This window comes from Paenalcaligenes hermetiae (assembly GCF_039543645.1).
Classification (GTDB): Bacteria; Pseudomonadota; Gammaproteobacteria; order Burkholderiales; family Burkholderiaceae_B; genus Paenalcaligenes; species Paenalcaligenes hermetiae.
Window position 1 is genome coordinate 120113 of the sequence record NZ_BAABKD010000008.1, and the last position, 20129, is coordinate 140241.

General features: G+C 48.2%; 19 protein-coding genes and 2 tRNA genes. 12 read left to right on the top strand and 9 right to left on the bottom strand.

What is annotated here, in order from left to right; genetic code table 11:
- Positions 1 to 2: 2 nt before the first annotated feature.
- From sdhD to ABD980_RS05000, 3 genes are all read right to left on the bottom strand, one after another.
- Entirely contained in the window at positions 3 to 386 is a 384-nt protein-coding gene (sdhD, locus tag ABD980_RS04990; RefSeq protein ID WP_260649067.1) for a succinate dehydrogenase, hydrophobic membrane anchor protein, read from the bottom strand.
- Positions 386 to 799 (bottom strand): succinate dehydrogenase, cytochrome b556 subunit, encoded by a 414-nt coding sequence (sdhC, locus tag ABD980_RS04995; RefSeq protein WP_260649068.1) that lies wholly within the window; start codon positions 797 to 799, stop codon positions 386 to 388. The genes sdhD and sdhC overlap by 1 nt, the downstream gene beginning before the upstream one ends.
- A gap of 99 nt (positions 800 to 898) precedes the next feature.
- On the bottom strand, positions 899 to 1657 hold the full coding sequence (locus ABD980_RS05000; protein WP_260649069.1) for a GntR family transcriptional regulator: 759 nt from the start codon (positions 1655 to 1657) through the stop codon (positions 899 to 901).
- Between the two features lie 224 nt (positions 1658 to 1881).
- Here ABD980_RS05000 and ABD980_RS05005 point away from each other — a divergent pair, with 224 nt between their 5' ends.
- The 7 genes from ABD980_RS05005 to efp all read left to right on the top strand — a co-directional run bounded on the left by ABD980_RS05005 (position 1882) and on the right by efp (position 10136).
- Positions 1882 to 2871 (top strand): malate dehydrogenase, encoded by a 990-nt coding sequence (locus ABD980_RS05005; protein WP_260649070.1) that lies wholly within the window; start codon positions 1882 to 1884, stop codon positions 2869 to 2871.
- Positions 2872 to 2973: 102 nt separating this feature from the next.
- A complete protein-coding gene (prpC, locus tag ABD980_RS05010; RefSeq protein WP_345370047.1) occupies positions 2974 to 4119 on the top strand; it encodes a bifunctional 2-methylcitrate synthase/citrate synthase in 1146 nt (381 codons plus the stop codon).
- A 39-nt stretch (positions 4120 to 4158) separates the two neighbouring features.
- Positions 4159 to 4437 (top strand): GNAT family N-acetyltransferase, encoded by a 279-nt coding sequence (locus ABD980_RS05015; protein ID WP_260649072.1) that lies wholly within the window; start codon positions 4159 to 4161, stop codon positions 4435 to 4437.
- A gap of 105 nt (positions 4438 to 4542) precedes the next feature.
- Entirely contained in the window at positions 4543 to 7125 is a 2583-nt protein-coding gene (acnB, locus tag ABD980_RS05020; protein WP_300648084.1) for a bifunctional aconitate hydratase 2/2-methylisocitrate dehydratase, read from the top strand.
- Positions 7126 to 7241: 116 nt separating this feature from the next.
- Positions 7242 to 8438: a DUF2863 family protein gene (locus ABD980_RS05025; RefSeq protein WP_345370050.1), complete on the top strand. Its 1197-nt coding sequence runs from the start codon at positions 7242 to 7244 to the stop codon at positions 8436 to 8438.
- Positions 8439 to 8443: 5 nt separating this feature from the next.
- The gene (locus ABD980_RS05030; RefSeq protein WP_345370052.1) at positions 8444 to 9472 is read left to right on the top strand and encodes an elongation factor P maturation arginine rhamnosyltransferase EarP; all 1029 of its coding nucleotides are present in this window, start codon (positions 8444 to 8446) and stop codon (positions 9470 to 9472) included.
- 109 nt (positions 9473 to 9581) lie between these two features.
- On the top strand, positions 9582 to 10136 hold the full coding sequence (efp, locus tag ABD980_RS05035; RefSeq protein WP_260649076.1) for an elongation factor P: 555 nt from the start codon (positions 9582 to 9584) through the stop codon (positions 10134 to 10136).
- A gap of 55 nt (positions 10137 to 10191) precedes the next feature.
- On the opposite strand, the gene ABD980_RS05040 is transcribed toward efp, so the two are convergent.
- The 6 genes from ABD980_RS05040 to ABD980_RS05065 are packed head-to-tail and all read right to left on the bottom strand — an operon-like array spanning position 10192 to position 17491.
- The gene (locus ABD980_RS05040; protein WP_345370055.1) at positions 10192 to 10629 is read right to left on the bottom strand and encodes a DUF1178 family protein; all 438 of its coding nucleotides are present in this window, start codon (positions 10627 to 10629) and stop codon (positions 10192 to 10194) included.
- A gap of 53 nt (positions 10630 to 10682) precedes the next feature.
- The gene (locus tag ABD980_RS05045) at positions 10683 to 12284 is read right to left on the bottom strand and encodes an ABC transporter ATP-binding protein (protein WP_345370057.1); all 1602 of its coding nucleotides are present in this window, start codon (positions 12282 to 12284) and stop codon (positions 10683 to 10685) included.
- On the bottom strand, positions 12277 to 13656 hold the full coding sequence (locus ABD980_RS05050) for an ABC transporter permease (RefSeq protein WP_345370059.1): 1380 nt from the start codon (positions 13654 to 13656) through the stop codon (positions 12277 to 12279). The genes ABD980_RS05045 and ABD980_RS05050 overlap by 8 nt, the downstream gene beginning before the upstream one ends.
- 5 nt (positions 13657 to 13661) lie before the next feature.
- The gene (locus tag ABD980_RS05055) at positions 13662 to 14639 is read right to left on the bottom strand and encodes an ABC transporter permease (protein ID WP_345370061.1); all 978 of its coding nucleotides are present in this window, start codon (positions 14637 to 14639) and stop codon (positions 13662 to 13664) included.
- 3 nt (positions 14640 to 14642) lie between these two features.
- Positions 14643 to 16814, bottom strand: a complete 2172-nt coding sequence (locus ABD980_RS05060; RefSeq protein ID WP_345370063.1) for an ABC transporter substrate-binding protein — start codon at positions 16812 to 16814, stop codon at positions 14643 to 14645.
- Positions 16805 to 17491 carry a thermonuclease family protein gene (locus tag ABD980_RS05065; RefSeq protein ID WP_260649082.1) on the bottom strand — a complete coding sequence of 229 codons (687 nt, stop codon included), beginning with the start codon at positions 17489 to 17491 and terminating at the stop codon, positions 16805 to 16807. The genes ABD980_RS05060 and ABD980_RS05065 overlap by 10 nt, the downstream gene beginning before the upstream one ends.
- Positions 17492 to 17590: 99 nt before the next feature.
- Here ABD980_RS05065 and ABD980_RS05070 point away from each other — a divergent pair, with 99 nt between their 5' ends.
- The 5 genes from ABD980_RS05070 to ABD980_RS05090 all read left to right on the top strand — a co-directional run bounded on the left by ABD980_RS05070 (position 17591) and on the right by ABD980_RS05090 (position 20077).
- Positions 17591 to 17977 (top strand): DUF423 domain-containing protein, encoded by a 387-nt coding sequence (locus tag ABD980_RS05070; protein ID WP_345370066.1) that lies wholly within the window; start codon positions 17591 to 17593, stop codon positions 17975 to 17977.
- 85 nt (positions 17978 to 18062) lie between these two features.
- Positions 18063 to 18665: an NAD(P)H:quinone oxidoreductase gene (gene wrbA / locus ABD980_RS05075; RefSeq protein WP_345370068.1), complete on the top strand. Its 603-nt coding sequence runs from the start codon at positions 18063 to 18065 to the stop codon at positions 18663 to 18665.
- 9 nt (positions 18666 to 18674) lie between these two features.
- On the top strand, positions 18675 to 19667 hold the full coding sequence (locus tag ABD980_RS05080) for a glutathione S-transferase family protein (RefSeq protein WP_345370070.1): 993 nt from the start codon (positions 18675 to 18677) through the stop codon (positions 19665 to 19667).
- A gap of 166 nt (positions 19668 to 19833) precedes the next feature.
- Positions 19834 to 19910, top strand: a tRNA-Arg gene (locus ABD980_RS05085).
- Positions 19911 to 20000: 90 nt separating this feature from the next.
- Positions 20001 to 20077 (top strand) — tRNA-Arg (locus ABD980_RS05090).
- The last annotated feature ends 52 nt before the right edge of the window (positions 20078 to 20129 follow it).

Consider the following 20129-nt stretch of genomic DNA (forward strand, 5'->3'; position numbering starts at 1 on the left):
GGTTACAGGCTCCAGATAATTTGTGCAAAATAAACAATAGAACCAACTAACCACAAGACCGTAAAGGCTTGTAGTGCAAGACGAATGCCAGTTGGCTTAATGTAGTCCATCCAAATATCGCGCACACCAATCCAGGCATGCCACGCTAAGGACATAAAGAATAATGTGGCGAGTAGTTGGCCCGCAGGAAAGACACCAAACCACTTAAAAGCAAACAGATTACGCCACCCCTCGTAGTTGAGCTCAGAGGTAAACAGCACCCCTACTAGCAACACTAGGGTATAGAGAATCATAATTACAGCAGTCAGACGCTGGGCAATAAAATCAATTGTGCCGTAGTGCGCACCAACTACTAAACGTTTTGTTCCAATACGTTCTTGAGCCATTAGAATACTCCGAACAATTTAAGTGCAAATACGACAGTTAATGCCAAGCTCACAACTAATACCGATGCCGCGGTTTTATTTGCGGTGTATTTATCGTTACCTTTGCCTAAATCTAGGGCTAAATAACGAATGCCTGCACAGAAATGGTGGAGATAGCCCCAAACCAGCGCCAACACAATGAGCTTCATGATCGGGCTACCAAACACATTGCTCAATGCGGCAAAGCCCGCCTCGGAGCTTAGGCTCATTGCCAGCAACGGTAAAATAATGACGGGTAAGCTTAAAAATAACAAAGCACCACTGATTCGATGCAAGATCGACGTTCTAGCAGCCAGTGGCATACGGTATGACAATATCTGCGGCACGCTGACATTGCGATACTGCGGACGCTGCTTTTGGGCGGTATCAGACATGATGGCCTCGAAGTTAAAAATAAAACAGTATTACAACAAATTAAATGCTCAGAACTACGCCTGCTGATAATCAGCAAAACCAATCCATGAGCTGACCCTTTAGTTTAGGCTATTTCTATAATGGAAATGGCTGGTAATATACAAGCCTTGGCGAACCTCCATGGGTCGCTCCCCATAAGTATAAGCAACCCTTTCCACCTGTAACAGGGGTGAACCCACAGAAACCTGTAACCGTTGCGCGGATTCTTCTGTAGCCGCTACGGCACGAATGCTTTCATCTGCACGCAACATACTGACCCCAAACTGACCCTCGAACCACGCATAAAGTGGCTCTCGATTCTGCATAACAGCCTCGGTAGTCATGCCCTTAAATACCTGTGCAGGCAACCAAATGTTATCCAGAATAGTGGGCTTATCATCAAACGATAAAACACGCTGAATGTTAATCACGGTGTCCACAGGGCGTAACGCCAACAAAGCGGCGATCTTAGCGGGGGCTTTGACTCGATAGCAGCCAATGATTTCGCTACGGGTCGTTGGTTGATGCCCGTCATCGGGCGTCAAGCGTAAAAAACGGTATCGAACCTTGGCCTCGTTGTGTGTGGAGACAAACGTGCCTTTGCCCTGACGACGTATTAACAAATTTTCGGCGGCAAGCTCATCGATGGCTTTGCGCACAGTACCCTGGCTGACCTGAAAACGCGCTGCCAGATCCAGTTCGCTCGGAATGGCCTCGCCGGGTTTCCATTCGCCCTGATCTAAGCTTTTAAGCAGCAGCGCTTTAATCTGCTGATAAAGCGGACTATACGCCGTGCCGCGCTCAGAATTTGTTACATTGACTGAGTTAGATTCAGACATAGTCGATATGAGAGGCCAAGCATCTGAATAAAGGCAGACCCTGGCAAATTAGAAAAAGAATATCCGTTATTTTGACACGCAAAGTCCATTCTGTCTAACACTCTTGTGTCTTATATAAGATATAAGAGGTTTGACGTATAATTGAGTTTGGTCTAGGGTTCAAAAAGCATTACACTCGATGCTATAGCAGTACCCTGTTTTCCAACTATTTGGAGTCAACACTCATGAGCAAACCCGCAATGCGCGTTGCCGTTACTGGCGCCGCTGGCCAAATCGGTTACGCACTTTTATTCCGTATCGCCTCCGGCGAAATGCTAGGCAAAGATCAGCCTGTTATCTTACAACTTCTTGAAATCCCTGATGAAAAAGCACAAAAAGCCTTACAGGGTGTCATGATGGAACTCGACGATTGTGCTTTCCCCTTACTGCAGGGCATGACAGCACACAGCGATCCACGCGAAGCATTTAAAGATGCGGACATTGCCCTATTAGTCGGCGCCCGTCCACGCGGTCCAGGTATGGAGCGCAAAGACCTGCTAACCGTTAACGCCAAGATCTTTACCGAGCAAGGCAAGGCACTCAACGACGTCGCCAGCCGTGATGTAAAAGTACTAGTGGTAGGTAACCCTGCCAACACAAACGCTTACATCGCCATGAAATCCGCTCCGGATTTACCGGCGAAAAACTTTACCGCTATGCTACGCCTAGACCACAACCGTGCGTTGTCTCAGCTGGCGGACAAAGCTAAGGTCGCCGTCGCGGATATCGAGAACCTCATTGTTTGGGGTAACCACTCCCCCACCATGTATCCTGACATCCGTTTTGCTACGGTTAATGGCCAAAGCCTCAAAGACAAAATCAATGACGAGGCGTGGAACAAAGACACCTTTATCCCAACGGTAGGCAAGCGTGGTGCTGCCATCATTGAAGCGCGCGGTTTATCCTCTGCCGCATCAGCAGCTAACGCCGCCATTGATCACATCCGTGATTGGGTTTTAGGTTCAAATGGCAAATGGGTAACCATGGGTGTACCTTCTGATGGCTCCTACGGCATCCCCGAAGGCATTATTTATGGCTTCCCCGTAACCACTGAAAATGGCGAATACAAGCTCGTAGAAGGACTAGAGATCGATGATTTCTCTCGTGAGCGCATGGATCATACGCTCAACGAGCTTTTAGAAGAACGCGACGGCATTAAAGACTTGCTCGCTTAATGCTACAACTAAAGCCCGATTAATTCGGGCTTTTTTTATATCCATTTTTTCTATAGCATAAAACGAGATATCTATTAGTTATCTCTATCAGGAGGAGAGACAATGACAACAGAAATGACCCCCCGCCCTAAAAAATCCGTTGCCTTGTCCGGTATCGTAGCCGGCAATACGGCACTTAGTGCTGTGGGCTCTAGTGGCAATGCACTGTTTTATCGCGGATACGATATTTTAGAGCTTGCTCCCAGCTGCGAATTTGAAGAAATTGCCTATCTGCTGATTTATGGCAAACTCCCCACCCCCAGCGAACTAACCCTTTATAAACAAAAGCTAGCCAGCCTACGTGGTTTACCCAACGACTTACAACGAGTGCTCGAATACCTACCCGCGGCAAGTCACCCAATGGATGTTTTACGTACGGCCGTGTCGGTTTTAGGTTGCGTACTCCCAGAAAAAGAATCACAACCCGTTGCCGAAGCTCGCAATATTGCCGACCGTCTTCTGGCTTCATTAGGGTCCGCTCTTTTATATTGGTACCACTACAGTCATCGCGGTGAGATGATCGACGTGCAAACCGATGATGACAGCATGGCAGAACACTTTTTACATTTACTGCATCAGAAAACCCCAAGCAAAGAGTGGGTTCATGCCATGAATGTTTCCATGAACCTTTACGCAGAGCACGAGTTTAATGCCTCTACCTTTACCAGCCGTGTCATCACAGGCACAGGCTCAGATATGTATTCCGCTATTGCTGGTGCTATTGGCGCATTACGTGGCCCCAAACATGGGGGAGCCAACGAGGTCGCGCTTGAAATCCAACAGCGCTACGACAGCGCCGACGAGGCAGAAAACGATATCCGCGCTCGTGTACAAAACAAAGAAGTCATTATTGGTTTTGGGCACCCAGTTTATACCGTATCAGACCCACGCAATCAGGTAATCAAAGAGGTTGCCCAATCGCTTTCGAGCAAATCCCAAAACATGACGCTTTTTGAAATTGCTGAGCGCATTGAGCAGCTAATGTGGAATGAGAAAAAGATGTTCCCTAACCTCGACTGGTATGCTGCCGTCGCTTACCATCGTATGGGGGTGCCGACCTCTATGTTTACCCCACTTTTTGTGATAGCACGGACAGCGGGCTGGGCAGCGCATATTCTAGAGCAGCGCGCTGACGGTAAAATCATCCGACCTACCGCTAATTATACCGGCCCTGAGCCACGTGCTTTTACGCCTTTACATCAACGATAACGCTACGGCGGCCTGGCCGCCATTTTCTAAGGTGTGCTTATGAAACTTGATATTCAGCATAATACCGAGGCCTCCCGTTTCGAATACCACGAGAACCAACTGCTTTGCCATCTCGATTATCAAATTCAAGATAATATTATGGCCATTACCCACACCATTGTCCCCAAAGCCTTAGGTGGACGAGGTATAGCCGGGCAACTAACCGAAGCCGCTTTTGCCTTTGCCAGAAACAATGAACTCAAGATCAACCCCGTATGTAGTTATACGGCAACGTATTTTCAACGTCACCCAGAATATCAATCACTGTTAGCCCAATAAGTCTTATGTCTTATATAAGACTGTTGCACCGCCCTACAGTTACTCTTACAATAAGGGCAAGCACTATCGCTTCGTTTATTCAACTTACCTAAATAGGCCTGCAACATGCTGGAAACTTACCGCCAACACGTTGCCGAACGCGCTGCGTTAGGCATCCCTGCGCTTCCTCTTACTGCGCAACAAACCGCTGATTTAATCGAGCTCATTAAAAACCCTCCTGCGGGCGAAGAAGACTTCTTACTTGAGCTCCTCACACACCGTGTTCCTGCCGGTGTAGACGATGCTGCTAAAGTCAAAGCCTCCTATTTAGCGGCAGTTGCTCTTGGCTCTGAAACTAACCCACTATTTGATAAAAAACGTGCTACCGAATTACTCGGCACCATGCTAGGCGGTTACAACATCTCGCCTCTCATTCAGTTACTTGACGATGACGAGCTAGCTCCGGTTGCTGCCGAGGGTCTCAAACATACTTTATTAATGTTTGATGCTTTCCACGATGTTAAAGACAAAGCGGATCAAGGCAACCAATACGCCAAAGAAATTCTACAAAGCTGGGCCGACGGTGAATGGTTCACCTCTCGTCCCGAGGTCCCAGAAAGCCTAACCATTACGGTATTCAAGGTCACGGGTGAAACCAATACCGATGATTTATCACCCGCCCCTGATGCTTGGAGCCGTCCTGATATTCCACTGCATGCGCTTGCCATGCTTAAGAACCCACGCCCTGGCATTGAACCCGATGAGCCAGGTAAAGTCGGCCCGATCAAATTAATCGAGTCCCTTAAAGCCAAAGGCAATATTGTTGCCTATGTGGGTGATGTAGTCGGTACTGGCTCCTCTCGTAAATCCGCAACCAACTCGGTCTTGTGGTTTACCGGAGAGGACATTCCTTACGTACCCAACAAACGTTTTGGCGGTGTATGTTTAGGCGGTAAAATCGCCCCTATTTTCTATAACACCATGGAAGACGCCGGTGCTCTACCCATCGAGCTGGATGTGTCTCAAATGGAAATGGGCGATGTGATCGAATTACGCCCTTACGAAGGCAAAGCTTTGAAAAACGGCGAAGTCATCGCCGAATTCAAAGTCAAATCCGATGTACTCTTTGACGAGGTCCGTGCCGGTGGCCGTATCCCCCTCATTATTGGTCGCGGTTTAACTACTCGTGCTCGTGAAGCCCTAGGTCTTGGTCCTACCGACCTCTTCCGTCTGCCCCAAGCCCCTGTGGATACAGGCAAAGGCTTTACCTTAGCGCAAAAAATGGTAGGTCGTGCCTGTGGTCTACCCGAAGGCCAAGGCGTACGCCCCGGTACTTACTGTGAGCCACGCATGACCACCGTAGGGAGCCAAGACACCACTGGCCCAATGACACGCGACGAGCTCAAAGACTTAGCATGCTTAGGCTTCTCTGCCGATTTAGTGATGCAGTCCTTCTGTCACACGGCCGCGTACCCCAAGCCCATCGATGTGAAAACGCACCATGAGCTACCCGAGTTCATTAGCACTCGTGGTGGCGTATCGCTACGCCCAGGTGACGGTATTATTCACTCTTGGCTCAACCGCATGTTGCTACCTGATACCGTAGGTACAGGTGGTGATTCGCACACCCGCTTCCCAATCGGGATTAGCTTCCCTGCTGGTTCCGGCTTGGTCGCTTTTGCTGCGGCAACTGGTGTTATGCCCTTAGACATGCCCGAGTCCGTATTAGTACGCTTTAAAGGCGAAATGCAGCCTGGCGTTACGCTACGTGATCTGGTCAATGCCATTCCGTACTACGCCATCAAGCAAGGCCTACTCACTGTAGAAAAAGCCGGCAAGGTCAACATTTTCTCTGGTCGCATTCTTGAGATCGAGGGCTTACCCAATCTCAAAATCGAACAGGCTTTTGAGCTTTCCGACGCGTCTGCTGAGCGCTCTGCCGCCGCATGTACGGTACGCTTAGACAAAGAACCAATTATCGAATACCTCAACAGCAACATCACGCTATTGAAATGGATGATTGCCAATGGCTACGAAGACGAGCGCACCTTACGCCGTCGCATCAAAGCCATGGAAGAGTGGCTAGAAAACCCACAGCTTCTTGAGCCTGATGCCGACGCCGAATATGCGGCTGTTATCGAAATCGATCTTGCAGAAATCCACGAGCCAATTGTGGCCTGCCCGAACGACCCCGATGACGTCAAAACCCTCTCGGATGTGGCGGGTACCCCCATTGACGAGGTCTTTATTGGTAGCTGCATGACCAACATCGGTCACTTCCGTGCCGCCTCCAAGCTGCTCGAGGGCAAGCGTGATATCCCAACCCGTCTCTGGGTCGCGCCCCCAACCAAAATGGATCAAGCCCAGCTTACCGAAGAGGGCCATTATGGGGTATTAGGCGTAGCCGGTGCTCGTATGGAAATGCCAGGCTGCTCACTTTGTATGGGTAACCAAGCCCAGGTACGTGAGGGCGCTACCGTGATGTCGACCAGTACCCGTAACTTCCCTAACCGCCTTGGTAAAAACACCAACGTTTTCTTAGGTTCAGCGGAACTGGCAGCTATTTGTTCTCGTTTAGGGCGTATCCCCACCAAAGAAGAATACCTGGCTGATATGGGCATTCTCCAAGCCAACAGCGATGACATTTATCGCTACATGAACTTCGACCAAATCGAAGAATTCAAAGAAATCGCTGACAGCGTAGAATAATCTCCTTCTGTTTTGTGATTACCCCTTGGTTGCTTCGGCCCCAAGGGGTTTTTTTATCGCCACAAGCATGTAGTACAGGTACACTGTAGGTTTTGCTTGTTCTGTTAGGAATCTTCATGGCTGACTCTACCGACTCTTCCTCTGTGCTCCATCATAAAGCACATGATTTGCTGAACTTAATCGAAGCACTCAATCATTCCGGATCGCGCCTAGAAGACCAATTTTGGGAAGATCAGCTTAATCAAACCGTACAGCTTTTACTCGATGATGTGGATAGTCTTATCCTCGAACAGCTTTTGGATTATCTCGCTACCACATCCCAATCGGATCTCTACGACATCCTAGCAAGCCTGATTGAGTCCATTGCGGAGAGCGCCGTTCTCTCTCATCAAGGCCAAGACTACCATGTGCTCCTTGTTACGGCTCCCATCACCACATGGACACGTTACCAGTTGCCCGAAGGCATCCTAAGCCATACTCAGCACGAAAAACTTCTTAGTCTTGTCAAAGACTATGCAAGCCCCCAAGCAAAAGTGGCGCTATTAGGTCAGCTACTTAGTTTTGATCAGCTACCCAAAAGCTTTGCACAAACTCAAGCCTTATGTAAGCAACTAGGACAACTCGCCTTAGCTGCCCAGCCTGCTACCATCGAAATCGACCAGCGTGACGACGGTATCAACTTATTGGCAGATACAAAATTTATCGTCAGTGCAATTGCGGTTCCTGTAGGCTCCCCCCTTTTTGCTTGGCAACAACAGTCTGATCCCGTTCAAGCCATGCGCTGCGCACAAGAGCAATGGCAAATACAATGTGAGGCGATTCTAAGCACCATGTTCGCTGGCTGCCAAAGTCACTACTTACCCCCTAACGGGTATTTTTATAATAATCGGATGAGTGATAAATACATGCGACCGCTAGCGCTTAAAGCGGCGGTGCAGTGGCTAGCCACCGTCATGCACAAAGAGCCTAAAGATCTGACGGCAACCATTGCTCGCTGTGGGGATCATCACACCGAAGAGTTTCGCATCGGTCTAAGTGTGCAAGATCAAAAAGAAATCTTATACGGCTGTGTTTGGCCCATTTTTAGCAAAGAAGAAGTGGATCTTTCTAGCCCACATTATCAAGATAATGCGACTGAAATTCAAAACTTATTAACTGAGCTAGGTGTAGAATCTATTTTGTTTTTAGCCGGATTATTTACCCCCGAGTTCTGTGATGACTGCGAGGCGCCGTCTTTTCCTACGACCGAAGGGGAACTACAACACCCTTACCTACCCGAGGATTTACACTTTACCCCTGATGCTTTGCACTAGTTTTTATGTACTCCATTGATGTGTTCTGTCGTGTCGTCGATAACTACGGCGATATTGGTGTTTGTTGGCGTTTAGTCAGACAGCTCTCTGATTATGGTCCCGTACGCTTATTTATTGACGACCTTGCCGCCTTTGCACGCATTGAACCTCTCATTAATCCCCACAAAATGGTGCAAAGCTATCGTCGCATCACAATATGTCATTGGGATCAAGCGCATACGCTTAGCCCCGCGCAATGGGTGATTGAAAGCTTTGGTTGTGATCTGCCTTCCCCTTATATCGAACAGATGCCACTCCACACCAGCGTCTGGGTAAATTTAGAATACCTGAGCGCAGAAGATTGGGTCGAAGCCGTCCATGGTTTGCCCTCGCCCCAGCCCAATCGGGTCGATAAGTATTTCTTCTTTCCTGGCTTTACCCCACGCACGGGGGGCTTACTACGCCCTTTTCAACATACTACGCCATTCTCATGGGAGGACATTGGCGTTCCCGCCCCACGCTCAGATCGCGTTGCTTTTGTTTTTAGCTATCCCAATGCGCCAATCTCCATGCTTTATCAAGCACTGGCGCAACGCCCAGAATCATGGACCGTATATACCGCGGCAACCACCCCTGCCGTGCCTGCACCGGCAGGTTTAACAGTGCATACGCTACCTTATTTAGCACAAGCACAATTTGATCAACTACTCGATCTGGCCGATCTGAACATTGTACGTGGTGAAGATTCCTTTGTGCGAGCGATCTGGGCCGCCAAACCCTTTATTTGGCAACCTTATATTCAAGAGGAAAACACCCATTTAATTAAGCTCCAAGCCTGGCTAGAACGCACGCCTTTTACGCCAACCATCCAACAGCTTATCGAGGCGTGGAATCAGAGCCTGCCACTGGCTTCAGCCCTAGACACGGCCTTAGATCAATACCCAACATGGCAGCAACAATGTCGGCAATACGCTTCTGATTTAGCACAACAAACGGATTTAGCTCGACAATTGGTGGCTTTTTGTTCGCAAATTGCTCAGAACAAGGTAAAATAACTTTTTTTCCACTCCGCTTTAGCAAAGAACAACACCCATTGGGTGGTTTTGTTAGCCAATACTTGTGCCTATTGCGTGCGGAGCTTTATTCATTGGAGTTTTTATATCTATGAAAACCGCACAGGAATTACGCGTTGGTAACGTGGTAATGATGGGCAGCGAGCCGCTCGTGGTGCAGCGTGCCGAATACAACAAATCGGGTCGCAACAGTGCTGTTGTAAAACTCAAATTCAAAAACCTGCTGACTGGCAGCGCCAGCGAAGCCGTTCACAAAGCTGACGAAAAATTTGAAATCGTTCTGCTTGAGAAAAAAGAATGTACTTATTCGTACTTTGCGGACCCCATGTACGTATTCATGGACGCCGACTACAACCAGTATGAAATCGAAGCCGATAGCATGGGCGATGCGCTCAACTACCTCGAGGACGGTATGACCGCCGAAGTCGTATTCTACGAGGGCCGTGCGATTTCTTTAGAGCTGCCTACTACCATTGTTCGTGAAATCGAATACACCGAGCCAGCAGTACGCGGTGATACCTCGGGCAAAGTCATGAAGCCTGCGCGTCTTGCCACAGGTTACACCATTTCTGTCCCCATGTTCTGCGAGATCGGTGACAAAATCGAAATTGATACACGCACCAACGAATACCGTAGTCGCGTTTAACCCCTGTGCACGATAGTGGAGTATCCCTAAAAGCCGTCTTATCACGACGGCTTTTTTAATTTAATTTATCTTCATCCAAAAATTCCGGTATAGGTAATACGGCAATCCCCTCTTCGCGCAAAGACTGATATTCCTCTACCGTTGCTGATCCGCGTATGGCACGCTCAGGGCTTTCTCCTTCGTGCATTTTTCTTGCCTCTTGGGCAAAATTATCACCCACATCATCTGTGTTTTTGATGACCTGTTTGAGTTGTTGAAGAAGCTTGGCCTGAATGGTTGCTACATCAACCTTGGCGGGAGCCGCCTCTGCTGCAGAAGCGTGACGTAAATTTAAACGTGGAGCCGAGAGTTTTTTTGTAATTGTCTTGCTATCGCACACCGGGCAGCTTAGCCAACCTTTGGCCACTTGCTGATCATAATCCTCATGCGATGCAAACCAGCCCTCAAAGACATGCCCCGATTCACATTGCAAATCAAATACTTTTAATGCCATACACGACTATATTTATAAAGACCAAATGGTATATTTTAACAAAGAAAAACACCCTAGAGCTTAGGCACAGCCTGAATTAAGCGCCGGCTAACAGGGTGCTGCGGTTGCAACAACACCTGCTTGGTTTCCCCCTTTTCTACAATACGCCCCTCGTGCATGATCGCTACACGATCCGCAATATATTCCACAACACTAAAATCATGGGTAATAAAAAGATATGCTAAGCCCGTAAGCTGTTGCAAATCCAATAGTAAGTCTAAGATTTGGATCTGCACCGAGACATCTAACGCCGAAGTGGGCTCATCACAAATTAATACCTCTGGCTCAACAGCCAAAGCACGAGCAATTGCAATACGCTGACGTTGTCCACCTGAAAACTCATGCGCATAACGCTGGGCACTGTCTCTAGGCAAAGCCGTCACATCCAAAAGATGCTCTATACGCTGTTGACGCTGCACAGCAGATAAATGCGGACGCAAGCTGATCAACCCCTCGGCCAGGATCTCCCCCACCGTCATACGAGGGTTTAACGAGGCAAACGGATCTTGAAACACAATTTGTAGTGCTCGTCGTTGTGGCTTTAAGGCAGCCCCTTGTAACGTAAGCAAATCCTGGTGATGTAAACGTGCCCGCCCGCTTATTTGCGTTTGATCATCCAATAACCGCGCTAAGGTTTTGGCTACCGTACTTTTTCCACACCCCGATGCACCAAGCAAAGCTAAGGTTTCGCCCTTATAGAGATCAAAGCTCACATCCTTCACAATCGGTGTCAAAACAGGGGGAGCCAACCAACGCTTTTTTTGCTTATAGGCTACGCTTAGATTATTAACCTGCAACAAAGGCAGAGTTTGGTTGGTTTCTGTCGGGGCTTTTTGTGGTCTTTTGGCAAAGCTAGGCACAGCATCTAAAAGCTGTTTAGCATAAGGATGTTTAGGGCGCTGGAAAAAAGCCTCTGTAGTCGCCTGCTCTACGATTTTGCCCTCGCGCATTAATACGACTCGATCCGCCACATGCTTAACCACTGCTAGATCATGCGTAATCAATAGCACCGTTAAGTTGAGTTCCTTTTGAATTTGGGCAAGCAGCTCTAGAATTTGCGCTTGAATTGCTACATCTAAGGCGGTGGTTGGCTCATCGGCAATGAGGATATCAGGCTCTGATGCCAGCGCCATGGCGATCATAATGCGCTGGCGCTGCCCCCCTGAAAACTGGAATGGATAGTCATCAATGCGTTGCGCTGCCTGCTCGATCCCTACTTTATCTAGCCACCAAATGGCTCGCTCACGTAAGGCTCGCCCCCGATATGAGGTATGCAAACGTAAACTCTCTATGATTTGATCGCCGACTCGCAGAATCGGGTTTAAGGCGGTCGCTGGCTCTTGAAAAATCATCGCCATACGCCCACCTCGAACTCGGCGCATATGGGCTTCACTAAGTGCAAAAAGATCCGTTTTATCTAAAAAGACGTGTCCCTCTTCGATCTGTATGCCCGCAGGCAATAACCGCAGCATCGCTAAAGCGGTTAGGCTTTTTCCGCTTCCGGATTCACCTACTAAGGCGGCGGTTTCCCCTTTAGTTACACAAAAATGGATACCATCAACGACCTTTAGCCCAGTCGCGGCCACCCGCAAAGTCAGGTTCGTAACCTCAAGCATGGGTTACCTCCACAGCGATACGACGTGAGCGGGGATCAAAAGCACGCTGTACGGCATCGGCAAATAAATTGGCAGCTAAAACCAATGCCAACAAAAACAAAAAAGCTCCAGTCAGATTCCACCAGATCATGGGATCACGCGACATTTCCAAACGTGCGGCGTCAATCATGGTGCCAAAAGAAGGCATGCTTGGATCCACCCCTATGCCTAAATAAGACAGCACCGCTTCATACAGTACCAAGCCTGAAAACTCCAACACCAAGGTAATTAAAACCAAATGCATCAAATTGGGTAAAAGGTGTCGCCGCATGATCCCCCAAGAGCTAATCCCAAAGGCGCGCGCCGCTTGTACGTATTCCAGTTCACGCAGTTTTAAGGTTTCCGCGCGTAATAATCGGCATAAACCCGACCAGCCTGTTAGCCCCAAAATCAAACATAACACCACCAAACGCAAGTCAGCCCGTGCTGCAACCGTATCAAAAAGCTCAGGATGCGTATCTATATAGACCTGCATCATCAGTACACATGCAGCAATCAGCAGCACCCCGGGAATGGAAGTCAACGTGGTATAAATATACTGGATCACATCATCAACCCAGCCCTTAAAATACCCTGCCGCGATCCCAAAACCCAAAGCTGGCGGCAACATGGCTAATGTTGTCAACGTCCCAATCACTAAGGCCGTGCGTATGCTTTTTAATGATTGAAAAATCACATCATTACCTGATCGGTCCGTGCCTAATACATAATAAAAGCGACTATAAATCAGCACCACAATGATTAAGCTAAATAAAAGCGTTAAGCTCCAATATAAGCTTCGCCACGGAAAAGCCGCATGACGCCGTCTTCCTTGCTGACACAGCCCATATAAAACTAAGGCCGTAAGTACAATAGCCGCCGCACTCCAAGCCGCCAGCTGCATGAGCTCATAATGATGTTGCTCTGTATTTTGAATTTGCAAAGCAGCATGCTCTAAACGCGGGAAATCACGTATCACCTGCCCATCTTGAATCTGACTCTCTTTAAAAAACAAGTGCGTCGCCAAAGGAGCCGAGTAGCTGCGCTCTTTTTTCGCTAAAGCCGCCCAAGCCAATACATCATCCAGTACGGAGCGCGCCACAGGTGCATGGCGTACCTGAGTCTGGTTCTCTGTTGCGGGCAATACCGGCCGATAATGTATCGAGTCCAGCAGCCCAATAGTGATAAAAAAACCCAATATGATCGCCGCCGCTAACGCCGATGGCGTATAAAACACACTTCGCCAGGCACGCGCTAAAGCAGGATGACGGCGCACATGCCAGATATACACCGCCACCAGACCGACCATCAGCCATACAAACATATCGGTCCATAACAGAATAAATTTAGGCATAGACATCACTCAAAGCGAACGCGGGGATCAGCTACGGTGTACGACACATCAGCTAGAATCAACCCCACAATATATAAGGCAGAGCCTAAAAATACCATTGCTCGCACGATGGATAAGTCTTGAGCATTAATGGCTTCGATGGTGTAACTGCCTAAACCAGGAATACCAAAAAAAGACTCAGAAATTAAACTACCCATAAATAGGAGCGGTATTGCTGAAACCGTGCCAGTTAAAATGGGCAAAAGCGCATTACGCAGCAGATGCTTGAATAAAACATAGGGCTCGGATAACCCCTTAGCTCTGGCCGTACGGATATAATCTTTGGCGATTTCTTCTAAAAACAAACTACGGTAAAAGCGAGACTCCGCCCCCAAACGTGATATCACACCTATTACGATGGGTAAAATCAAAAACCGTGTGGTATCCATGCCCTGCGTCCAGCCTGAATACGGTACCCAGCGCAATACTTTGGCAAATAGCCACTGCCCTGCAATGATATAAAATAGCCCCGAAATCGACAGTAATATCACACACAACACCACACCATAAAAATCGATACGGGTATGCCGAAAAAATACTAAAAATAACGAAAAGCTTACCGATGCAGCTAAGCCTAAGATAAATGTAGGCACGGCCAATGCTAAGCTTGGCCCCATGCGATTTTTAATTTCTTGACTAATATCGTGACCACTATCCGAAAAACCAAAGTCCCAGCGTAATAAGGGCACAGAGCGTTCATAAAAAATAGTGTCTTGAACAACCGCCAAACCACTTTGTGCGGTATTGATAAACAAAGGTTTGTTATACCCGTGCTGCTCTTTCCACTGTTCAATGGCTTCGGGTGATATACGCTGCCCCCCTATTGCTAAACGCGCCATATCATCAGGGGTATTTACCGCAAAAAACAACACAAAGGTTAATAAATTAACCCCTAATAGAACCAATACCCCATAGCCCAAGCGTCGCCATATATATCGTGCCATGTTCTAGTGCTCCTGTTTTGCGATTTGTTTTTCTCGCTGGCGTACTAAGTGCCACGCTATACCTACTATGATGAATAACACTGCGCCCAACACCCACAAAGGCCACCAAACAGGTTGATTCCACTCGGCTTGCTTTTGTGCACGCAACGAAGCATCGATACGCAAATACTGCAGCGTGTTGCGCACCATTTGTGTTGGTTTGGCATTGGCTACCCACTGTTGATACACCCCCCCTGAATTAGGCACATAGCCAAACATCCACGGCGCATCCTTTTGTACAACAGCAACCATTTTTGCAATCACAGCATCTTTTTCTGGACCATCATCCAAATAGCGCATTTGTTCAAACAGCGCATCATACTCGGGGCTTTGGTAGTTCGTTGCATTTTCACCCCCCCCATGGGCACGAGCATGCGGCCCATAGAGCAAAAATAAAAAGTTTTCCGCATCAGGGTAATCCGCCACCCACCCCCACATAAACATTTGTGCAACCCCCCGCTGCATTTTATCTTGGAAGCGGTTGTAATCCGTGGCTCGAATTTCTAACTGGACCCCCAGCTGCTGCAATTGGCGCCGCATCCAATCCAGCATAGCACTCGAGCCCATGCCCCCAGCAGAATCAAAATACAAAATTAAAGGAGCACCTGTTTGCGCATCGCGCCCGTCAGGGTAACCCGCTTTCGCCAATAGAGCTTTTGCCTGATCAAGGGATTTTCTTTTTACTACCCCTTGTTCTAGCTCATAGACATAAGGGTTATATCCCTGAGGTAAAGGTTGATAACCCCGCACCCCGGGGGGTAAAGGGCCATGGGCCACTTGAGCCTGATCATTTTGGAAAATGGTAACGAACTGCTCCCAGTCAAAAGCAATACTAAGTGCTTGACGCAAATAACGATTTTTTTCTGCTTGCTCTGGTGTCTCGCCCGCCCCCACCACAGGGTCTAGCCAATTAAAACCAAAATAAAATAATTGTGACTCTGCCAACGTGCGTAAGTCCAACCCCCTTTCTTTGTACAACGCCGCTTTTTCTGGTGAGTCCTCGGCTGCCACGGTCATCGCCACACCATACTCACCCCGCTCTATTTGCGGAATATCATAATAACCTTGTAAAAATTTCCCTAGTAAAGGCACGGATTCTTTTTCTAGCTGAAAAACCACTTGATCAATAAAAGGGGTAGGCAAACCACAGTCTTTCAGTAACCCGGCGGCCTCATCGCCTGGCTCGCCCTCACAGGGGTAAGGCTCCCCCCTAAAATTGGGGTTGCGACTCAATACATGACGCCGATTGCGTATCGACTCCGTCAACATGTACGGTCCTGTGCCCACAGGCCACGTGTTCAAAGATAAATCATGTTCTGCCATCTGTGGCTGGTGATAAAACCGATCCACCTCCCAAGGAATAGGCGCCGTAAACGTCATCGCCAACCAATAAGAAAACTGGGGATATTTACCCTGCACACGAATGCGTAAGGTGAAATCATCCACAGCCTCCACCCCCTCAAATCCTATTTGACGTAAATCGAGCCATTGGGTCTTATCGAGCTGTTTTGATTTTTCTCTTAAGGCCTCGCCATAGGCTTGCATGCCTACGATATGCTCGGCTAAAAAAGCATAAATGGGCGAGACCACCCGCGGGCTCGCTAAACGCCGTAGGCCATACACATAATCATGCGCGGTCAGCTCTCGGGTCCCCATTTCCTGAAAATCCGTGATGGCGTATTTATTTTTAAGCTGCTCAGGGGTAATGGGATAATACCGATATTGCCCAGCTTCATCTTTAGCAAAAGCGGGATGAGGTTGGTATAAGATGCCTTTTTTTAAAGGAATCTCATACACGCTTTGCGCTATCTGCTCGACAGGAGCATCTGCCGCAAGCCGTTGACCCGCGGCATCCAAATAATACGGCTCAACCACGCGCTCTGCAGTGCGAGCGATGAGCTCATAAGGCCGCTTTAAATAGTGATAACCATAAAGCGGCTCATAGATGGAATAAGTAAAAGGGGTTTCATCCGAAGAATAAGAGCTAGCCGGATCCAGGTATTTAGGAGAACGCTGCGTAAAAGCCGTAAACAATATATTTTCTTGCGCTTGATCCGTTAAATAAGGGCTGTTAACGGCTTGTTGTCCACACGCAGCTAACAAAACAGCCCCAATCAAAAATAATATCAATCGCATTGTTTTCTCTGCCAACATTGTACCCGCCAGACCCACGGTGCCGTCGGGTTTTTATCCTGCCAAAGCCCACGCCTTGCTTTTTGTGCTTGCTCTTGAACCTGTATCAAAGACTTATCTCGCAAGTAGCGACCATTGCTCCCTGTATAAGCCCACGCCCACCCTTGCTCTACCATCACCCGATTCGCCACACGCTGGTCAGGTAAGATCACATTACAAACATTACGCCCATAATGATCTTGCTCAAAGCACTCTAAACGCAAATGTTGATTTAATACCATTTTTGCCAAAGCTTGTTGTGATTCCTCGGCAAAAGGCTGCCCCGGACGATCGGAACGCCCCTCGCTTTCGGGGGCATCAATATTTGCTAAGCGCACCCGTTCTCGTTGCCCATTGACTTGAATATTAATGGTATCGCCATCGGCCACATGAGTGATCGGCCCCTCAAGCACAAAAGGGCCTTTGGCCCGCGTCACGGTGGTCGTGGAGGTACTTGTGCTGGAGTCCTCTGCCCAAAACCCACCTACTGCCGCTGCTAAAACAATGACCGCGCCAATGATCTTACCCAAAGGCGTGCGTAACCATTGTTTGAGTTTGGCATTAACAACAGTATTTACCTCTTTGTTGAGTTGCTTTTTTACAGAGTTAACTAATGATGACTTTGGCCGCCTACTTGCCATATGCGCCTACTTATTCCTAGGGATTAATCTTAACGCCTACAATTATAAGTGCTAAGCTCTCACAATACACTTTCCCCTGTAGAAAACACGGATTGCCTCATGAACGCATCACTTCAAATCGCTATTGCTGCTTTTTTATTATTTATCGGGGTGGGTACGGGCGCTTTTGGTGCTCATGCTCTAACTGGCCTGGTGGATATGAGCCTAATGGCTATTTGGCATACTGCCGTCTTATATTTGCTCGTACATGGTTTAGGTTTGTTTGCCGTGGCTGTCGCACAGTCACACCTGCAACCCAAACTCCAAACGCTCGCATTTAGCCTATTACTTTGCGGGACCTTGTTATTTTCAGGTAGCTTGTTTTTACTCGTGCTCAGTGGTCAGCGCTGGCTAGGCATGATCACCCCCATAGGCGGCATACTGATGCTGGGCGGTTGGGTCAGCGTCGTCATTGCCGCCCTAAAGCAGTATCGCTTACAAAAATAACGAAGGGTTACCAATAAAACCCACCCGTTTTTTGCGCCTTCTTTAGCATAAAGCCATACTTTTTTTTTATCTCTAGGAGGCTTATATGGCTAAAGTACTGGTTTTATATTATTCCGCTTACGGGCATATCGAAACCATGGCACAAGCCGTAGCTGAAGGCGCACGCTCAGCTGGCGCCCACGTCGACATTAAGCGGGTGCCAGAACTCGTCCCCGCGGACGTAGCACAGCGCTCCGGCTACAAAATGGATCAAGCGGCCCCCATCGCAACCGTCGAGGAGCTTTCCGCTTATGATGCGATCATTTTTGGCACCGGTACGCGCTTTGGGCGGCTTAGCTCTCAAATGGCCAATTTTTTAGATCAGTGTGGTGGGCTCTGGGCAAAAGGCGCTCTTGAGGGTAAAGTAGGAAGTGCATTTACTTCTACGGCCACCCAGCATGGTGGCCAAGAGCTCACCTTGATGAGCTTAATTCCAAATATGCTACATTTTGGTATGGTCATTGTGGGGTTACCCTACAGCTTTGATGGGCAGTCGCGTCTGGATGAAGTCACTGGTGGCACCCCCTATGGTGCCAGCACTATCGCCGGCGGCGACGGCTCACGCCAGCCAAGCGCCAATGAGCTTGCCGGTGCCCGCTATCAAGGCCATCATGTAGCACGTATTACACAGCAGCTACACGGCAAATAGGAGAAAACAATGGGCTTGCTCGTCAATGGACAATGGGTGGATCAATGGTATGACACAGATAGCACCCAAGGTGAGTTTCAGCGCGATATCTCGCAATTTAGAAACTGGATCACCCCTGACGGTAGCCCAGGCCCCACGGGTAAAGGCGGTTTTCCCGCTGTTAGCCAACGCTATATTCTATATGTGAGTCTAGCTTGCCCATGGGCGCATCGCACCCTTATTTTGCGCGAATTAAAAGGCTTGCAAGACCATATTGCCGTAGTGGTGGTAAACCCTTTAATGCAAGAGCACGGCTGGAGCTTTGAACCTGGACCTGGAGTCGATCCCGACCCGGTGCTTCAGGCTAATTATCTCTACCAGCTCTATCAAAAAGCAGATCCACACTACACAGGCAGGGTTACCGTCCCCATGCTCTGGGACAGCATGCAGCAAACCATTGTTAGCAATGAGTCGGCCGACATCATTCGTATGTTCAACCAGTCGTTTAATCAACTGGTACCAAATCATTATGACTATTACCCAGCAGCGCAACAATCCACTATCGACGCTATCAATGAACAGATCTACACAACCATTAATAATGGCGTCTATCAAGCAGGCTTTGCCACCTCCCAAAACGCTTATGAAAAAGCTGTTACGACCCTATTCGCTCATTTAGATCTTCTGGAGCAGCGCCTGCAGGCACACCGTTATCTCTGCGGCGACCAAATCACAGAAGCCGACTGGCGGCTTTTTACGACTCTAGTTCGTTTTGATGCCGTATATTACAGCCACTTTAAATGCAACCTGCGTCGGCTTGTGGATTATCCCAACCTCTGGGGCTATGTGCGCGATTTATACCAGCAGCCAGGTATCGCTGCCACAGTCGACATGGATCACATTAAGCGCCATTATTACGCTAGCCACCCCACGATCAACCCCACTGGGATTGTTCCCCTGGGCCCTATTATCGATTTTTCTCAACCCCATCATCGCGAACAGATGGAGCTCGCCGAAAAATAATCGACAATATGCAATTGTTTTTCACCCTTTTTTGCTTCAGAGTGCTATAATAACTTTTTAGACGTTAAAGCACAGGGTTGCTTACGTCTTATTATTGATTTATTTGATCTCGTTGTTAAACAATCCTTGACAACGACTTAAATCTTTAATAAAATTTTATTTTTTAGCGGCTGTAGCTCAGTTGGATAGAGTACTTGGCTACGAACCAAGGGGTCGTGGGTTCGAATCCTGCCAGCCGCGCCATACATTTTAATTCTGTTAATCAAAACAGGATTATTATCTTTGTTATTGCTTAATACAAAAAACAAAGATACAATAACAATAACGCTTTTAGCGGCTGTAGCTCAGTTGGATAGAGTACTTGGCTACGAACCAAGGGGTCGTGAGTTCGAATCTTGCCAGCCGCGCCATACACTAAAAAGCCTCGTTCATTTTTGAACGAGGCTTTTTTATTAATGGTTT